This window comes from Haloarcula sp. 1CSR25-25 (genome assembly GCF_032027985.1).
Classification (GTDB): domain Archaea; phylum Halobacteriota; class Halobacteria; order Halobacteriales; family Haloarculaceae; genus Haloarcula.
Genome location: NZ_JAHYBW010000001.1, coordinates 891,292 through 907,122, shown reverse-complemented (window position 1 = coordinate 907,122; position 15,831 = coordinate 891,292). Strand labels below are relative to the sequence as shown.

Annotated in this window: 17 protein-coding genes; 10 read left to right on the top strand and 7 right to left on the bottom strand. The window is 66.8% G+C overall.

Translation table 11 applies throughout. The features are described 5' to 3' along the window. Positions 1-7: 7 nt before the first annotated feature. Together KZ498_RS04575 and KZ498_RS04570 are read right to left on the bottom strand one after the other, a co-directional pair. On the bottom strand, positions 8-637 hold the full coding sequence (locus KZ498_RS04575; protein ID WP_312617173.1) for a histidine phosphatase family protein: 630 nt from the start codon (positions 635-637) through the stop codon (positions 8-10). Position 638: 1 nt separating this feature from the next. Further along, positions 639-2,258, bottom strand: a complete 1,620-nt coding sequence (locus KZ498_RS04570; protein ID WP_312617171.1) for a twin-arginine translocase subunit TatC — start codon at positions 2,256-2,258, stop codon at positions 639-641. Between the two features lie 104 nt (positions 2,259-2,362). Here KZ498_RS04570 and KZ498_RS04565 point away from each other — a divergent pair, with 104 nt between their 5' ends. From KZ498_RS04565 to KZ498_RS04555, 3 genes are all read left to right on the top strand, one after another. Then, entirely contained in the window at positions 2,363-4,549 is a 2,187-nt protein-coding gene (locus tag KZ498_RS04565) for a twin-arginine translocase subunit TatC (protein WP_312617170.1), read from the top strand. 84 nt (positions 4,550-4,633) lie between these two features. After that, positions 4,634-4,810 (top strand): ribbon-helix-helix protein, CopG family, encoded by a 177-nt coding sequence (locus tag KZ498_RS04560; RefSeq protein WP_137683230.1) that lies wholly within the window; start codon positions 4,634-4,636, stop codon positions 4,808-4,810. Then, positions 4,800-5,498: a queuosine precursor transporter gene (locus KZ498_RS04555; RefSeq protein WP_312617167.1), complete on the top strand. Its 699-nt coding sequence runs from the start codon at positions 4,800-4,802 to the stop codon at positions 5,496-5,498. Before KZ498_RS04560 ends, KZ498_RS04555 begins: the two co-directional genes overlap by 11 nt. Before the next feature lie 17 nt (positions 5,499-5,515). Here KZ498_RS04555 and KZ498_RS04550 read toward each other — a convergent pair whose 3' ends face one another. Next, positions 5,516-6,307 carry a 23S rRNA (uridine(2552)-2'-O)-methyltransferase gene (locus KZ498_RS04550; RefSeq protein WP_312617166.1) on the bottom strand — a complete coding sequence of 264 codons (792 nt, stop codon included), beginning with the start codon at positions 6,305-6,307 and terminating at the stop codon, positions 5,516-5,518. A 311-nt stretch (positions 6,308-6,618) separates the two neighbouring features. Here KZ498_RS04550 and nirK point away from each other — a divergent pair, with 311 nt between their 5' ends. From nirK to KZ498_RS04530, 4 genes are all read left to right on the top strand, one after another. Next, positions 6,619-7,704 (top strand): copper-containing nitrite reductase, encoded by a 1,086-nt coding sequence (gene nirK, locus KZ498_RS04545; protein ID WP_312617164.1) that lies wholly within the window; start codon positions 6,619-6,621, stop codon positions 7,702-7,704. Between the two features lie 164 nt (positions 7,705-7,868). Then, positions 7,869-8,612 (top strand): DNA polymerase sliding clamp, encoded by a 744-nt coding sequence (locus KZ498_RS04540; protein WP_312617364.1) that lies wholly within the window; start codon positions 7,869-7,871, stop codon positions 8,610-8,612. A gap of 6 nt (positions 8,613-8,618) precedes the next feature. After that, positions 8,619-9,515, top strand: coding sequence for an alpha/beta hydrolase (locus KZ498_RS04535; protein WP_312617163.1), 897 nt, complete (start codon positions 8,619-8,621; stop codon positions 9,513-9,515). Between the two features lie 36 nt (positions 9,516-9,551). Continuing rightward, positions 9,552-10,163, top strand: coding sequence for a hypothetical protein (locus tag KZ498_RS04530; protein ID WP_312617162.1), 612 nt, complete (start codon positions 9,552-9,554; stop codon positions 10,161-10,163). A gap of 11 nt (positions 10,164-10,174) precedes the next feature. Here KZ498_RS04530 and KZ498_RS04525 read toward each other — a convergent pair whose 3' ends face one another. Beyond that, a complete protein-coding gene (locus tag KZ498_RS04525) occupies positions 10,175-11,059 on the bottom strand; it encodes a DUF4382 domain-containing protein (RefSeq protein WP_312617161.1) in 885 nt (294 codons plus the stop codon). A 191-nt stretch (positions 11,060-11,250) separates the two neighbouring features. Here KZ498_RS04525 and hjc point away from each other — a divergent pair, with 191 nt between their 5' ends. Then, complete coding sequence (gene hjc / locus KZ498_RS04520; RefSeq protein WP_312617160.1) at positions 11,251-11,769, top strand: Holliday junction resolvase Hjc; 519 nt, start codon at positions 11,251-11,253, stop codon at positions 11,767-11,769. Between the two features lie 18 nt (positions 11,770-11,787). Here hjc and KZ498_RS04515 read toward each other — a convergent pair whose 3' ends face one another. Beyond that, entirely contained in the window at positions 11,788-12,435 is a 648-nt protein-coding gene (locus tag KZ498_RS04515) for an SWIM zinc finger family protein (RefSeq protein WP_312617159.1), read from the bottom strand. A 129-nt stretch (positions 12,436-12,564) separates the two neighbouring features. On the opposite strand from KZ498_RS04515, the gene KZ498_RS04510 reads away from it, so the two are divergent. Then, on the top strand, positions 12,565-12,774 hold the full coding sequence (locus KZ498_RS04510; RefSeq protein WP_312617158.1) for a hypothetical protein: 210 nt from the start codon (positions 12,565-12,567) through the stop codon (positions 12,772-12,774). Here the strand turns inward: KZ498_RS04510 and priL are convergent. Next, positions 12,771-13,847 carry a DNA primase regulatory subunit PriL gene (gene priL / locus KZ498_RS04505; protein ID WP_312617157.1) on the bottom strand — a complete coding sequence of 359 codons (1,077 nt, stop codon included), beginning with the start codon at positions 13,845-13,847 and terminating at the stop codon, positions 12,771-12,773. The two genes, KZ498_RS04510 and priL, sit on opposite strands and share 4 nt — an antisense overlap. 280 nt (positions 13,848-14,127) lie before the next feature. Here priL and KZ498_RS04500 point away from each other — a divergent pair, with 280 nt between their 5' ends. Further along, entirely contained in the window at positions 14,128-14,280 is a 153-nt protein-coding gene (locus KZ498_RS04500; protein ID WP_312617156.1) for a hypothetical protein, read from the top strand. 231 nt (positions 14,281-14,511) lie between these two features. Here the strand turns inward: KZ498_RS04500 and KZ498_RS04495 are convergent, their stop codons facing one another. Continuing rightward, entirely contained in the window at positions 14,512-15,789 is a 1,278-nt protein-coding gene (locus tag KZ498_RS04495) for an adenosylhomocysteinase (RefSeq protein WP_312617154.1), read from the bottom strand. Between the last annotated feature and the right edge of the window lie 42 nt (positions 15,790-15,831).

The window sequence follows — 15,831 nt, the reverse complement described above, 5'->3', positions numbered from 1 at the left end:
GCCGCGTTCACTCCAGCAGGTCGCGCCAGCCGGTCAGTTCCTCGCCGACCAGTTCCGGGTCGGCCTCGTCGAGTCGGATCTCGTTGACGGCGCAGTTCGCCTGTGAGCTTTCGGCCAACGCCGCGTCCGGGGCCACGTCCGTGAGTTTCGCCAGCAGGAGCTTGATGACGCCGCCGTGGGTGACCACCAGCGTCGTTTCGCCGGCGTCGGTCGTCGAGACCGTTCGCTCCCACGCCGACTCGACCCGCCCGCGGAAGGTCGGGATACCCTCCCCGCCCTCCGGGGCCGCATCGAGCGCGATGACGCTCGTCGTCCGGTCGTGGTCGGGGAACTCGTCGAGCAGTTCCTCGGCGTACAGGCCCTGCACGGTGCCGAAGCCGCGTTCGCGCCAGTCGGTATCGAACTCGGGGTCGGGCAGGCCGCCGTAGCCATCACCGACCGCGGCGGCCGTCTCGCGGGTGCGCCGGAGGTCCGAGGCGAGGACGCGGTCGACGCTGTAGCGCTCATCGAGCCACGTTCCGAGTGCCTGGGCCTGCTTCCGTCCCTGGTCGGTCAGCTGGCTCGGGGCCCACCCCTGGATGCGACCGTCGCGGTTCCAGGTCGTCTCCCCGTGCCGGGCGACGAGCAGGGTCGCCATATTATGCCTCCCGGTTGCGCCAGCGCGTGACGGCGATGGTCCCCTCATAGAGGAGGACGAGGCCGGCGGCGACGGCGATTGCGGCGTTTCGCGGGAGGCTGAACTGGTTCACGAGGCGGAACAGCGTCGGGTCGGGGCTGCCGAGGTAGCCGACGACGATGGCGACGGCCCACACCGGCAGGCGGGCAGCCCGGAACCCGCGCCAGAGCTTGACCGAGCCGTAGTAGTTCTTGTTCACGTAGGCCAGCGCCTCGAACAGGACGATCATCCCGCCGCCGACGAGCATCGGCGTGGCGTTGCCGAGGCCGACAGTCGCCAGCGTTTCCGTGACCACGGCCGGGAGTTGCTCGTAGTAGCCCGTCGGGACCGGCGCGGGGCTGAGGACGTAGCCGGCGATACCGAAGGCCAGCCACGCGGCGGGCCGGCGAGCGGCGAGGTCATCGGCCGTCGGGACCGGCGACGTGCTGCCGGTCCAGCGAAGGAGCAGCAGGGTCCCCTCGAACAGGCCGATCATCGTCACGGCGACCATGAGCGGGGCCATCCCGGTCGGGTCCGGGCTGAACAGGAACGCCACGGCGGCGAAGCCACCCCAGAAGTACAGCCGCCGGTCCTGGAGCCACTGGCGGGTCGTCACGCCCATCATCACCGCGAGCATCACGAAAAGCGGTATCTGGAAGATGAGCGCGAACAGCCCGAGCATCAGGATGATGAGGTTGAACGTCTCGCTCAGGCCAAAGGCGAGGTCGGCCGCGCGGTCGGAGTAGGTGATGAAGTAGTCGAACATCGCCCGCAGGACGGCGAAGTACGCGAAGCCGACGCCGACGGCTGCCAGGACCAGACTGGTCGGGACAGCCGCGAGGTAGTAGCGACGCTCACGGGGGTACAGCCCCGGCCGCATGAACAGGTACGTCTGGTAGACGAACACCGGCAGGGCAGCGATAAAGCCGACGAGCGAGGACACCTTGAGACGCGCCAGGACGAGCGCGAGCGGGTTGTACACGTTCGGACAGTCCGCACCTTCCACGACGCTGCCCTCGGCGTTCGTCGCGACCTGACCGCAGGCCTCGGCCGGCCCGTCGAGGAAGGAGTACCACAGGAAGTTGATGAGTTCGTCGGAGTACGGCAGGGCGATGACGGCGACGACGGCCATCACGCCCACGACGACGAACAGCCGCATCGCCATCTCCTCGACGTGGTCGGCCAGGGGCATCTCCTCGTCGTCGGGTGCGCCCTCGTCGACGAGGGCGTCACCTGTATCGTATGTGGGTGCATTCCCGCCGCCTGTCGTCGGCGCGGCACCGCCGGCGCCGGCCGGCGACGGCGTCGACTTGCCCCAGTCGGTCGGGACGTCCGCCGGCACAGCGGCGGCGACGTCCGACGCGTCCCGGTCGAACAGCCCGGAGCTGGATTCGGATTCAGTCGGCGCGGCGTGAGAGCCGACAGTGTCCTCGTCGCCACCGACCGGGGCGGGTCCGGGGCCGGTCATCTCGCCCGCCTCCCGGTTCGCGTCGGCCTCGGCCACGGGGTCGGTGGGCGGCGAGGGGTCGTCGGACTCGTCGTCGGACGGTAGCACCGGCTCTTCGGGCCTGCGACGCTCGTCGTCCGCGTCACCGTCCTCCATCTGTCCCGGGCTTAGACGGTGGGTGTTGTAAACTTTCTTTTCGAGCAGTGGCTGTCACCGGGATGAATAAATTGATAACGCCCACTGAGCTAGGGACAGAGGAGATGGCGAGTGCTATCGACGAGGACACCGTCCAGACGGTCCAGAGCGGGCGTGCCACGCTCGGCGCGCTGCTCCGTTCGGCGCAGGTGCACCTCCAGAAGGTGTTTATCGTCTTCGTCATCGGGATGATCGGTACGATCATGGGACTGCAGTACGGCGTCTGGGACACGCTACGTGCCGATCTCCTGTACTCGCAGATGGACCTCACGACCCAGGAGGCCACGAGCATCGTCGCGGTCACGCCGTTCGACGTCATCCTCCTGCAGGTGAAAATCGGGGCCGTCATCGGGATTTTGCTGTCGCTGCCGCTGTTGATCTACTTCGGCCGCGATGGGCTCCGACAGCGCGGCTGGTGGCCGGCCGAACACATCCCGGCCTGGAAAGGGGCGATTTTCGTCACGATAAGCCTGAGCCTGTTTTTCGGCGGCATCGCCTACGCCTACGAGCTGTTCTTCCCGCTGATGTTCGATTTCCTCGCCGGGGATGCGTTCAAAGCCGGCTTCACTCCGCAGTACTCCATCGTCAAGTGGTTCCAGTTCGTCTTCCTGCTGGCCGTCTCCTTCGGGCTCGCCGCCCAGTTGCCGCTCGTGATGACGGTGCTTTCCTACACCGAAATCGTCCCCTACGAGACGTTCCGGGACAAGTGGCGCTACGCGGTGATGGGAATCTTCGCCTTCGGCGCGCTGTTCTCGCCGCCGGACCCCTTTACACAGATCATGTGGGCCGCACCGCTGTGTGGCCTCTACGGTATCAGCCTCGCGCTGGCGAAGCTCGCGATGCTGATTCGCCGCTCGGGCGACCTGGTGAGTACGCGGCGCGTCGCCCGCGGGCACTGGAACACGATCCTCGGCGGCGCGGTGCTTGGCGGCGGCGTGGTCTACTACATCCTGGCGACGCCGGCGTTTCAGTACATCCAGCAGTTCGCCGAGGTGTTCCCCTCCGACCGGCTCACCGGCGACATCCAGCCCCCGGCGCTGTTCGGGCTCCCGGCAGAGAGCACGGCGCTGCTCATCGCCGCCGTGTTCGGGCTCCTCGGTGCCGTTGCGGTCCTCTACTACCACGTCCTGACCGCGCTTTCGGAGAAGGCCGGCCCCGGTCAGGTCGGGGACCCGTCGGCCATCGACATCGGCGAACTCAACGCCTCGGCCGTCGAGGTCGCCCCGCCGGAGGTGTTCGAGGAGATGACCGAGGACGAGGCACTCGCTCACGCGGACCGCGCCCTCGCGGACGATGACAAGGAGAAAGCCCAGGCCGTCCTCGACCGCTGGGACATGGCCCACGAGGACGGGGAGGCCGAGGACAGCGACGACCCGGAGACCGCCAACGCGGACGAGGAAGATGCGGGCGTGTTCACCTCGACGACCGCCGGGATGGTCGACGCCTTCACCGAGAACGAGACCACCGAGGACGAGATCGGCGGCTACTACTACGACATCCAGTTCATCCTCAGCGCGCTGGCCTCCCGGGCGTTCGTGATTCTGGGCATCTTCGGGGCGGTGCTCGCCGCCGCGTTCCTGTTCCTCTACCAGGGCGGTATCGGGCGGATACAGCGGACGTTCGTCAGCCGGCTCCCGCCGGAGATGGCCGCCGACGTGAGCATCGTCACGCTCCACCCCGTCGAGCACCTGGTGTTCATCGTCAAGTTCTCGACGATTCTCGGGGCCGTTGCGGTCATCCCCGTGGTGCTGTACTTCGCGTGGCCGGCGATGCGTGAGCGCGGCCTCGTCATCGGCAACCGCAACATCCTGGGTATCTGGGGCGGAACGCTGTTCGCCGCGCTCATCGGCGGGAGCCTGCTCGGGTTCCTCTACGTGGCCCCGATGACCATCTCCTGGATCGCCTACGACCAGCTGAACTCGAACATGGTCATCGCCTACCGGGTGAGCAAGTTCGGCTGGCTCGTGTTCTTCCTCACCATCGGGATCGGCCTGCTGGCCGAGATTCCGGTGACGATGTTCCTGTTCCACAAGGGCGGCATCATCCCGTTCCGCCTGATGTACGAGCGCTGGCGGGAGGTCGTCATCGCGATCGTCTCCCTCTCGGCGATTCTCTCGCCCAGCGGCATCTTCACCATGTTCATCGTCGGCATCCCGACGGCGCTATCGTACCTGCTCGGTCTCGGCATCCTCTGGGTGTACACGCTCGGCGGCCGGCGGACGACAGATCGCCGCAGCGAGCCGGCCGACTGACGGTCACTCGCCCCAGCGAGCCCACTAATCGCCGCCGCGTGACAGACGAATATTCTTATACGACTCCCGTAGTACGCTACAGATATGCCCAAGATAAGCGTCGAAGTCCCGGCCGAACTGCTGAACGACCTCGACGAGCACGTCGGCGAAGACGGGAAGTTCGTCAACCGGAGCGAGGCCATCCGCGCCTCCGTGCGGAAGACGCTCGACATCCTCGACGACATCGACGAACGTCAGGGTCGACTCGACGATGAGCAGTGAGCGCTCCGAGGCGGTGCGCGTCGGCCTCGTCGCGCTGTTCGTGACGGCGCTGGTCACCTCACAGGTGACCGCCTCGAAGCTGCTTGCGTTCTCGCTGCCGGTGTCGCTCCCACTGGCGGGGTCGACGCTCGTCCTCCCCGGGGCCGCGCTGGCGTACGCGCTGACGTTCTTCGCCTCCGACTGCTACGCCGAGCTGTACGGCCGCCGGGCGGCGACGGTCGTCGTCAACGTCGGCTTCGCGATGAACTTCGTCCTGCTGGCGCTGGTCTGGAGCACGATTCTCGCCCCCGGACTCCCGCAGGCGGCCCAGCCGGTCGACCTCGCGGCCTTCCGGAACGTCCTCGGGGCCAGCACGGCCATCGTCGTCGCCAGCCTCTCGGCCTACGTCGTGAGCCAGAACTGGGACGTGTTCGTCTTCCACTGGCTCAGGGACCGGACGGACGGCGAGAAGCTCTGGCTCCGCAACATCGGGTCGACGGCCTCCAGCCAGCTCATCGACACGGTCATCTTCGTCGGCGTCGGCTTCGTCCTGTTTCAGGGCGTCCCGCCGGGCGAGGCCCTGGCGCTCATCGTCGGCCAGTACCTGCTGAAGCTCGCTATCGCCGTCCTCGATACGCCCCTGGTCTACGCTGTCGTCGGGTTCGCCCGGCGAAACGACGTCGCCCGGACACCAGCGCGGGCCGACTGAAAACGGGCCGTAGCGACTTACTCGACCGGTTCTGCGAAGGCGAACCGGGGCTTGACATCGTCGACGCGAACCTCGACCGTGTCGCCGGCTTCGACGCCGCTGACGAACACGGTGAAGTTCTCGACCTTGGCGATGCCGTCGCCCTCCTCGCCGATGTCCTCGATCGTGACCTCGACGACGTCGCCCTCCCGAACCGGCGCGGTCAGGCGGTGTTTGGCCACCAGATACAGCTCCGAGGAGGAGTCCCGGGAAGCGTCGGGGCGGACCTCGCGGACGTACTCGAACTCCGGTTCGATGTCGGCGATGAGGTCCTGGAGGTCCTGGCCGTCGAACACCTTCGCACAGAAGTCCCCGCCGGCGTCGAGCAGGTCCGTCGCCACCTCGAAGGCCTGCCGGACCAGATGGACCGACCGGGCGTGGTCGAGGTCGTACTGGCCGGTCATGTTCGGGGCCATATCGGAGATGACCACGTCGACCGGACCGCCGCTGCCGTCGCTCCCGCCGACGATCTCGCGGATCTCGTCTTTCGTGCTGTCCTCGGTCATGTCACCGCGGACGTACTCCACGGTCGGCTCGGGGTCCGCCAGGTCGTCGATGGTCTGGCGGTCGACGCCGACGAGCGTCCCGCGCTCGCCGATGCGCTCGGCCGCGACCTGCATCCAGCCGCCGGGTGCGGCCCCGAGGTCGACGACGGTTCGTCCCTCACCGAGCAGGCCGGCCGTGTCGTCTAGCTGCTGGAGCTTGTACGCCGACCGTGCGCGGTACCCCTGCTGTTTGGCCTTGTTGTAGTATTCGTCTTTGCCCGCCATGGTTACCACACACCGCATGCGTCTCGAGCGCCGATATGTGGCGAAATCGCAGTCATACTACCACGGAGGCGGTCAGCGCTGAAATGGATGCCGACTCGGAGTTTCCGGTCGAACCACTGCACGTCGGTCGACAAAATCGCAACTCGGGTATCGTCCGGCCTCCGGGTGGCCTCTCAGTACTATTTGACGGGCGACCCGAACACGTTCAGTGTCGTTCCTACGGCGCAAGAACGCGTCTCAGCGGCTGAGATTGTGCATCTCAGTATATCACTGTCAGGTGCCCAGTCCTATCTGTAGGACGTGACCCCCCGATGTCAACCATTCCAACGGCGACGCGGAGGCGGGTGTTAGAGGCCCTGGGCGTCGGCACGGCCGCGCTTGCAGGCTGTGCCAGCGCACCGGGTGCACGAGAGCAACCGACCGAGACGAAGACGACCCCACAGGAGCCAGCAATGAACGCCCCACAGCAGACCGACGTCGACCGTATCGCCGCGGACCCGACCGGGATTCCGGACCCAATCGACCGGTCGGAGCCAGAGACCGTGTCGGTCGAGATGACCACCAAAGAGCAGGTCGCGGAGATCGAGCCGGGTGTCACCTACACGTACATGACCTTCGACGGGCAGGTCCCCGGCCCGATGGTCCGGGTCCGCCGCGGTGACACCGTCGAACTCACCATCACGAACGAGGCAGGAAACGCGATGCCCCACAACATCGACCTCCACGCCGTCCGCGGTCCCGGGGGCGGTGCGGAGGCGTCGATGGTCACGCCGGGCCAAACCAAGACCTTCCGGTTCAAGGCCACCTACCCCGGCGCGTTCATCTACCACTGCGCCGTCCCGAACCTCGATATGCACATCTCCTCGGGGATGTTCGGGATGATACTCGTCGAGCCGAAAGACGGGCTCCCCGACGTGGACCACGAGTTCTACTTCGGCCAGCACGAGCTGTACACCACCGGCGACGCCGGCGAAAAGGGGCACCACGACTTCGACATGGACGCGATGGCGGCCGAAGACCCGACCTACGTCCTGATGAACGGCGAGAAGTACGCCATCACGCCGGACCGGTACGGCGCGCCGAGCATGGCGGTCGGCGACACCGCCCGCGTGTACTTCGTGGCGGGCGGCCCGAACCTCGACTCCAGTTTCCACCCCATCGGGTCCGTCTGGGACGAGGTCTGGCAGCAGGGCTCTATCGCCGGACCGCCGAACAGGTTCGTCCAGACCACGCCGGTCAAGCCCGGGTCCTGTGCCATCGCGACCCTCCACGCAGAGGTGCCCGGTCCCATCAAACTGGTCGACCACGCGCTCTCGCGGGTCGCCCGCAAGGGCATGATGGCCGTCATCAAACGCGAAGGGGCGGCAAACCCCGAGGTGTTCCAGCCGGAGGTCTGACCGCCTGGCCACCCGGTAGCGCGCCGGCTCCGCCTACTCGCGCTCGGGATTGACGACTTGAGGGTCGAGTCGCTCGCGACCGGCGCCGCGTTCCCGCGGTCGCTCGCGCGCACGCGGTTTCAATGAGGGACTTTTTAATGGATGGGGGCATACTTCGGTTCAAGATGTTCAACGCCATCGTGAGCGCAGATACGCTCCAGGCGGCTCTCGACTCTGTGAGCGTGCTGGTGGACGAGTGCAAGATCCACCTCGAAGAAGACGGGCTGGAAATCCGGGCAGTCGACCCGGCCAACGTTGGAATGGTCGACCTGCGGCTCGACGCGGCGGCGTTCGAGTCCTACGAGACGGACGGTGGGCTCATCGGCGTCAACCTCTCCCGTCTCGAAGACATCGCCGGCATGGCCGACGCCGGCCAGCTCGTCCACCTCGACCTGGACGAGGAGACCCGGAAACTCCACATCTCTATCGACGGTCTCGAGTACACCCTGGCGCTTATCGACCCCGACTCCATCCGCCAGGAGCCCGACCTCCCGGACCTGGACCTCTCGGCCAACATCGTCATCGAGGGGAAAGATATCGACCGGTCGGTCACCGCCGCGGACATGGTCAGCGACCACATCGCGCTGGGCGTCGACGCGACCGAGGAGCTGTTCTACGTCGACGCCGAGGGCGACACGGACGACGTTCACCTCGAACTCACCCGCGACGACCTCATCGACCTCACCCCCGGGGATGCCCACTCGCTGTTCTCGCTGGATTACCTGAAAAACATGAACAAGGCCATCCCCAAAGACGCCGAGGTCGAGATGGAACTCGGCGAGGAGTTCCCGGTCAAGATGCACTTCAGCTTCGCGGAGGGGCAGGGCCGTGTCACCTACATGCTCGCGCCGCGCATCCAGAGCGAATAGCGACGGATGGGGGCCGCGCTGCCGATTCCGGCCACCGACTGGCTGCCGGACGACTCCGAAACCGAGACGCTGTCGCTCCCTGACGGCCGGCGGCTGGCCTACGCCACCTACGGCGACGCCGACGGGTATCCAGTCCTCTTCTGTCACGGCACGCCCGGGTCACACGTCATCGCACGGCTACTCGCTGCACCGGCCCGCGAGCACGGCGTGTGCTTACTCGCCCCGGACCGGCCGGGTATCGGGGACTCGGCGGACTCCCCCGTCGGAATCGGCGACTGGCCGGACGACGCCGCGGCCCTGCTGTCCCATCTCGGCGTCGAGTCCGCGGGTGCGGTCGGCTTCTCCGGCGGTGGTCCGTTCGCACTGGCCTGTCACCGACTGCCAGAGATACAGCGAGTCGCGCTGCTTGGCGGCAGCGGCCCGCCGTCTATCGGCTCGACGGGGCGGGTCCAGCAGTTCGTGGGGACGCTGTCCCGACACGCACCGTGGGCGCTCGGGCGACTCTTTCGCCTCCAGCGGTGGTTCGCCCTCCGCCGGGACCCGTCCTACGCCGTCGGGTTCGTCGCCGAGGAAGCGCCGGAGACGGAGGCCCTGACGGCCGACGAAGTGGCTCGTATCGTCCGGGCGGACATGCTCACCGCGATGGCACGCGGCCCGAGCGCGATTGTCCGCGAGCAGCGCCTCCTCTCGGAACCGTGGCCGTTCGCCCTCGAAGACGTCGCCGTTCCGGTTTGCGTGTTCCAGGGGCAGACCGACGCTAACGTCGCGCCGTCGACGGGGAAAGCCCTCGCTCGACGGCTTCCGGACGCCTCGCTCGAACTCGTCGACAGCGACCACCTCGGCACGCTGACAGCCGCCGGCGGCGACGCGCTGGCCGCCGTACAGCGTCGCACGCGCGTCTGACGTAGCGTTTTGTGGGTCGGGTGCCAACGGGCCGGTATGGAGAACCTCGGGGACGCGTACGGCAACCGGCGCTGGGAGGGGCGTGACCCCCGACGCGTCGTCGGCGGTGCGGCCCTGGGGTTCGTCGGCGCGCTGGCGGTGGTCGTGGCGATACTCCTGGTGACGACCCCGCTGTCGGCGGTCGTCGGCGCGACAGCGCCCCACGCCGCCGAGAAACTCGGCGGGACGCTGGGCGGCCTGGGCATCCCCGCGATGTTCCTGAGCGTCGTCGCCGTGTTGCCCTCGAGCCGTCGAGAACAGAGCGGTGTCGCAGTCGGCGCCGTCCTCTGTCTGGTCGGTATCGGGCTGTTCCAGGTGGCCTACCCCTACAACTGGACGGTCGGCGGGCAGACGCTGGCGTTCGAAACGACGATGGCGTACTTCATCGGTGCGTGCGTGGCGTTCTGGTTCGTGTTCACGGCGATGGCGAGCTTCCGGCGTCGCAACGACCCGCAGGGCACCGTGAAGCTGGAAATCTCTCACAAAGGCGAAACCAAGACCGTGCAGGTGTCCCCCCAGGAGTACAGACGCTACACGCAGGCGGTTCGCGGCGACGGCGGGACGACCGAGGAAGTCATCGAAGAACTCGAGTCCCGGCTCGAAGAGTAACGCGAGCGAAGCTACTCGTCGGCCGTCGTCTCGTTGCCGCTCCGGTCCGATGCCGTCGTCGAATCGCGGTCCGTCGTCTCGGTGCCGGTCTCCTCGTCATTGTCGGTCGCGTCGCTGTCCCCCTCCTCATCGTCGGTCGCGTCTTCTGCATCGTCGCCACCGACCTCTGACACGTCGACGTCCGTTCCGGCGACCCCGCTCTCCGAGATGACCGGCAGGAGGTTGTAGCCGCCGTTGCCCTTCCTGACGACGTTGATGTCGAAGACGAACTCGACCGATTCGCCGGCGACGACCTCGAACGGTTTGGTGAGCTGGAGCTTCCCGCTCGGAATCTTCACCTCGACGGACTCGCCGTCGACGACCCCGTCGACGGATTCGGCGTACAGTTCGACCTTGCTGTAGCGGCCCGCTTCGAGTTCGCCGTCGAGGACGCCGATGGCCCTGTCGCCGACGACTTCGGTGAGGTCGACGGTCGCGCCCTCGAGGTCGCGGACGACGAAGCCGCCCTCGTCGTCTTCGGTTTCGCTTTCGTCGTCTTCGTCAGCCTCCGTCTCGGTCGGTTCGACCGTCTCCGTTTCGGTTCCGTCGGTCTCGGTCGCGTCGTCGCGTTCCTCCGTCTCCTCGCCGTCTCCCGCGTGGAAGATACGGGCTCGCGAGAACGATACGTCGAGCGAGTCGAAGTCGCCGATGGCTGCAGGCTGGTCGCTGATGAGGAGCCGGAACGCCCCGACAGTGCCGCTGTCGTCTGTCGTGGCGTCGCTGTCGGTCGAGCCGCTGTCGCTGGTTCCGTCACCGCTGGTCCCGCCGGACCCGCCTGAGTCGCTCGACCCGGAACAGCCGGCGAAGAGGCCGACGCTGACGCCGGCGCCCGTCGCGATGAATCGCCGCCGCCTCATTGGCGTCGCCCCGCATAGTGTGTCGCTACCGGTACCTGCTCTGCTGTTGTGAGCGAAGTCATTTCATCATATGGGAAGTAGTTGGTACGTATATGCCCCGCGATAGGTCAAACGAGGGACGCCTGTTTGAACGGAATGAACGGTCTGTCCGTATCTGAACGGTTTTACCCCCGTCGCTCCACGTCCTGATAATGGCAAACTCGAACGCGAAGGGCGACCGCCGCGAGCGCGAACTGGTCAACGCACTCGACGAGGCGGGCTTTGCGGTGATGCGCGCGCCGGCCAGCGGCAGCGCGACCGAGCGGGAACTGCCGGACGTGCTCTCGGGCGACGGCGAGACCTTCTACGCTATCGAGGCGAAATCCAGCGCCGGCGACCCCATCTATCTCACCGGCGAGGAGGTCGAGGCGCTACTCTTCTTCGCCCGGAACTTCGGCGCGAAGCCGCGTATCGCCGTCCGGTTCGACCGAGAGGACTGGTACTTCTTCCACCCGGGGGACCTCCACACGACCGACGGGGGCAACTACCGCGTCAAGAAGGAGACGGCACTCTCCGACGGGACAGACTTCGAGGAGTTCGTGGGCCACTCGAAGAGGGTCACGCTGGAGGAGGTGGCCGACAACGGGCCCGACCAGAGCGTGCTGGACGTGCTGTCGGCCTTCGAGCGCGGCGACCTCGACAAGGAGGAAGCCGCGGCGATGCTGGAATAGCGGTTCGAGCGCGTGTGGCTACTGGGTCCGACCGCTGACGAGTTCGGCGTCCTCGACGCGGCGGAGTCGCGACAGGGGAAAGGCGTACTCACGCGGTTCGGTCGCACGGACGGCCTCGGTGAGATACGTCGCCAGCACCACGAGGTCGTCCGGCGGGTAGCCGTCGTTGGTGTCGTACTCGGCGACCGTCTCGTCGGTCGCCTCGATAGTCCAGTCGTCGGCCGCCGTGTCGGTGACGGCTGTAACGACGAGTCTGTCGCCCGTCTCGCGGTCCCGCACAACGTCGCCGGTCTCCAGTCGGCACTGCCCGCAGAGATGGGGGGTTTCTGCGTCCGGGGCGACGAAGGTGACAGTGCCACAGGCGTCACAGACCGCCCGTTCCTTGCCGGGCGGTGCGACCCGACGTGCGGTGATCTCGATGGCGACACGCCGGAGGTGTTTGCAGTGCTCGCCGCGGATTCGGTTGTCGGGACAGGAGCAGGCGTGCCGTGCGACGTCGACGAGGTACGTGCTGTCGCTCTCCGTCGTCACGGCGTACGTGCTGCCCGCTCGCGGGCGCACGGCCATGCGCTCGGTCCAGGCGCGGGCGGCCCGGTCCGGGAGGGAACGGAGGTCCGGTGCAAGTGCGGTACTCTGCCGGTCGGCTGATGGCTCGATGAGCGTCATAGGTTCGGACGCGGCTGTATTTTCCAATGCGTCCAGTTGAAACGTAGGTGCTACAGCGGCCTAAATGGCTCGGCCGGCGGGCTCCGGCGCTTCGATACCCTTTTTGCCGGCCCTGTGAAATCGCAGAGCATGGATATCGAGCGGGAGACGCTCCTGCAAATCGTCATCTCGGCGGTCGCCGTCGTGCTGTTCGTCAGCGGAGCTGTTACCGTCTCACAGATGTACCTGAACAGGGCGGCCCTGTCGCCAACGGGTGGCTACGCCCTCGTCGGCGTAATCGGACTGTTCGTCGTGTTCATGACCGCTGCCGGCCTCTGGCTCGAACGCCAGCAGTTCTAGGCGTCGGCTTCCTCGTCGCCCTCGTCCTCGCGCCAGTCGACCAGTTCCTCCTCGTCGGTGTCGTCTAACTTCTGCTCGTAGTAGCCCATCGGATGGGAAATCGTCTCACAGAGATCGTCCATGTTGACACAGTCGCCGTAGGACTGCATGGTCGAACACGCCGGCGTCGAGTACTCCGTCGGGCTGGTCTCCCCGCGGATGTGGTCGACCTGATACCGGGTCGCCTCCTCGCCGAAACCGGGATTGACCTGGAACAGGTCGACGATCTCGTCCGTCGTCATCCCGATGCCGATGAGGAAGGTCGCGATGGCAAACCGGGAGTGGTGTTCGAGGTGTTCGCCCTTCTGCACCCGGTCGAGGAGGGACTTCATGCAGGGCGGAAACAGGTCCGGGACGACGGTGTCGATCTCGCGGGTGAGTTCCAGTTCCGAGATGACTTCCTCCAGGCGGTCGACCGCCTCGGTCAGTTCGTCCGCGATAGCGTCGGGCACGTCGAACGGCAGGCCGTCGGCGACGCGGTGGCGGATCGCCTGCTTCAGCAGGACGTTCAGTTCCTCGGCGGAGACTCGGACCTGCCCGTCGGCCAGTGGCCGGTTGACCAGCCGCCAGGAGTCGCCCCGCTGGTCGGCCGCCAGGTCGAGATACGCCCCGACTTCGATGCGGTAGCCGTCGCCAGCGTCTCTGACGGCGCTCGCGAGGTCGAACTCCCCGAGGAGTTCCTCGCGGTCGAGCGTCTCGCGCTGGGTCGATTTCAGCTCCGTCGTCGTCGCGAACTCCTCGGTGAACCGCTCGTAGGCCGCCTCGGCCTCCGCCTGGGCGTACTTCCGGGTGCAGATGTGCACGTCGACGAGCGACACCAGCACGCGGGCGACCGGGTACGACAGCAGTTCGACGCGGGTCCGGCGGTGTGGCTCCCCGACGGTGCCGTCCGTGATTGCCGATTCGACCCGCTCCAGCGCGCGCGCCGTGACCGCCTCGTCCGTGGCGACAATCTCGCCCAGGTCCACCGCCGCGGCTTCGACGGCCTCCCGCGACCGCGCCAGAAAGGGGTAGCGTGCGTGGAGCGGTTCCATTGCCACCACCTTTCGGACGGGAGCGAATAAAATTGCCGTCACCGGGACGGTCGGTGTCGGATTCCCGACAGCCAGTGCGAACGGACCCGGGGCTATACTTATAGACGCGAACGGGCGACGGCTGAATACAGCTAGGGGATAGACGGATGCCCGCTACTCTACATTGTGAAAGCGTGGTAAGGACACGCGGGTCGGCGACTGCGTTCGGTTCGGTCGACGGAGTGCACCGGTCCAGTCACCCCCGACGAGGTAACTGCCAGACGAGACACGGAACACACCGATGACACACGAGCACGACACCACTTCACAAGAGGGCATCAGAGCGACGTTCGAAGAGTACGACGTCGGCGTGGATACGGTCGCCCATATCGGCGACCCCGAGAACCCGTCTGCGTGGATTCAGTCGACGGTCTTCGTCGACGTGCGACGATAGCGACGACCCGCTCAGTGACACTACGGAGCGCTGATACGCCGCTTTGGTCCTTCTTCGCTCTCTGTGGTCCCCGGTGCTGCTCTCGTTTTCCTCCCCCGGTCTGGTTCCCATCCATGCTCTCGCTTGCGGATTGCTACCGCTCGCGATTTGGAGACCTCTCGCTACTGCTCGCTGTTCCCTTCGGTCACCGCTGCGCGTCTGGCGGGCCGCTCCTTACGGTTGCGCCCCGCCCTACGTCCCGTGCTGCCAGGAATCCATATACTCGGCCTGGGCGTCAGTCAATGAGTCGAAGTCGACGCCCTCGGCCTCGAGTTTGATCTCCGCGACTTCCTTGTCGAGCCGGTCCGGGACCGCGTGGACGCCGGCCTCGTAGTCGTCGGCGTTCTCGACCAGTTCGCGGACGCAGACGGCCTGGATACCGAAGCTCTGGTCCATCACCTCGACGGGGTGGCCCAGTGCGATGGGGGTCGCGAGATTGACCAGGCGACCCTCGGCCAGCACGTTCAGGCGTCGGCCGTCGGCCATCTCGTAGGTCCGGACGCCGTCACGGGCCTCGTAGCTGTCGGCGGCGAGGTCCGACAGCGCGTCGAGGTCGACTTCCACGTCGAAGTGGCCGGCGTTGGCGAGCAAGACGCCGTCCTGCATCGCCTCGAAGTGCTCCTCGACGATGACGTCGCGGTTGCCGGTGGTCGTGATGAACACGTCGCCCTCGGCGGCGGCCTCGGCCATCGGCAGCACGTCGTAGCCCTCCATGTGGGCTTCGAGCGCGCGGCGGGGCTCGACCTCGGTGACGACCACGTCGGCGTTCTGGCCGCTGGCTTTCTTCGCGACGCCCTTGCCGCAGTAGCCGTAGCCGGCGACCACGACTGTCTTGCCGGCCCACGAGAGGTTCGTCGTCATGGCGATACTCGCCAGCGAGGACTCGCCGGTGCCGTGGACGTTGTCGAACAGGCGCTTCATCGGCGTGTCGTTGACCGCGAACACGGGGTAGTCGAGTTCGCCGTCCTCGTCCATCGCCCGCAGTCGGTGGACGCCGGTCGTCGTCTCTTCCGCGCCGCCGACGATGGTGTCGATGAGCTCCGGGTAGTCCTCGTGGATGGCCGCGACGAGGTCCATCCCGTCGTCGACGGTGATGGTCGGCTCGTGGTCGATGACGGCCTCGATGGCCGCGTAGTACTCCTCGTCGTCGACGCCCCGTTCGGCGTAGGAGGTGACGCCGTCGACGGCGTCGAGTGCAGCGCTCACGTCGTCGTGGGTCGAAAGGGGGTTACAGCCGGTGATGGCGACCTCCGCGCCGCCGACGGCCAGCAGTTCCGCGAGCACGGCGGTCTTGGCTTCGACGTGCATCGCCATGCCGATCCGCTCGCCGGCGAAGGGCTGGTCGGCTGCGAACTGCTCGCGGAGCGCGCCGCAGATGGGCATGTGCTGGATGGCCCAGTCCATCTTTCGGCGGCCGGAATCGCGAGCCTCGTCGAGGTCGTCGAGTCGCTCGGAAATAGGCGTCGTCATGTCACGACAGAGGAAGAGAGTTCCTAAAACGCTACCGAAGCC

Excerpts from the sequence above, each read along its gene's own strand:
- KZ498_RS04575 (WP_312617173.1), bottom strand. The coding sequence starts at position 637 with ATGGCGACCCTGCTCGTCGCCCGGCACGGGGAGACGACCTGGAACCGC.
- KZ498_RS04570 (WP_312617171.1), bottom strand. The coding sequence starts at position 2,258 with ATGGAGGACGGTGACGCGGACGACGAGCGTCGCAGGCCCGAAGAGCCG.
- KZ498_RS04565 (WP_312617170.1), top strand. The coding sequence starts at position 2,363 with ATGGCGAGTGCTATCGACGAGGACACCGTCCAGACGGTCCAGAGCGGG.
- KZ498_RS04560 (WP_137683230.1), top strand. The coding sequence starts at position 4,634 with ATGCCCAAGATAAGCGTCGAAGTCCCGGCCGAACTGCTGAACGACCTC.
- KZ498_RS04555 (WP_312617167.1), top strand. The coding sequence starts at position 4,800 with ATGAGCAGTGAGCGCTCCGAGGCGGTGCGCGTCGGCCTCGTCGCGCTG.
- KZ498_RS04550 (WP_312617166.1), bottom strand. The coding sequence starts at position 6,307 with ATGGCGGGCAAAGACGAATACTACAACAAGGCCAAACAGCAGGGGTAC.
- nirK (WP_312617164.1), top strand. The coding sequence starts at position 6,619 with ATGTCAACCATTCCAACGGCGACGCGGAGGCGGGTGTTAGAGGCCCTG.
- KZ498_RS04540 (WP_312617364.1), top strand. The coding sequence starts at position 7,869 with ATGTTCAACGCCATCGTGAGCGCAGATACGCTCCAGGCGGCTCTCGAC.
- KZ498_RS04535 (WP_312617163.1), top strand. The coding sequence starts at position 8,619 with ATGGGGGCCGCGCTGCCGATTCCGGCCACCGACTGGCTGCCGGACGAC.
- KZ498_RS04530 (WP_312617162.1), top strand. The coding sequence starts at position 9,552 with ATGGAGAACCTCGGGGACGCGTACGGCAACCGGCGCTGGGAGGGGCGT.
- KZ498_RS04525 (WP_312617161.1), bottom strand. The coding sequence starts at position 11,059 with ATGAGGCGGCGGCGATTCATCGCGACGGGCGCCGGCGTCAGCGTCGGC.
- hjc (WP_312617160.1), top strand. The coding sequence starts at position 11,251 with ATGGCAAACTCGAACGCGAAGGGCGACCGCCGCGAGCGCGAACTGGTC.
- KZ498_RS04515 (WP_312617159.1), bottom strand. The coding sequence starts at position 12,435 with ATGACGCTCATCGAGCCATCAGCCGACCGGCAGAGTACCGCACTTGCA.
- KZ498_RS04510 (WP_312617158.1), top strand. The coding sequence starts at position 12,565 with ATGGATATCGAGCGGGAGACGCTCCTGCAAATCGTCATCTCGGCGGTC.
- priL (WP_312617157.1), bottom strand. The coding sequence starts at position 13,847 with ATGGAACCGCTCCACGCACGCTACCCCTTTCTGGCGCGGTCGCGGGAG.
- KZ498_RS04500 (WP_312617156.1), top strand. The coding sequence starts at position 14,128 with ATGACACACGAGCACGACACCACTTCACAAGAGGGCATCAGAGCGACG.
- KZ498_RS04495 (WP_312617154.1), bottom strand. The coding sequence starts at position 15,789 with ATGACGACGCCTATTTCCGAGCGACTCGACGACCTCGACGAGGCTCGC.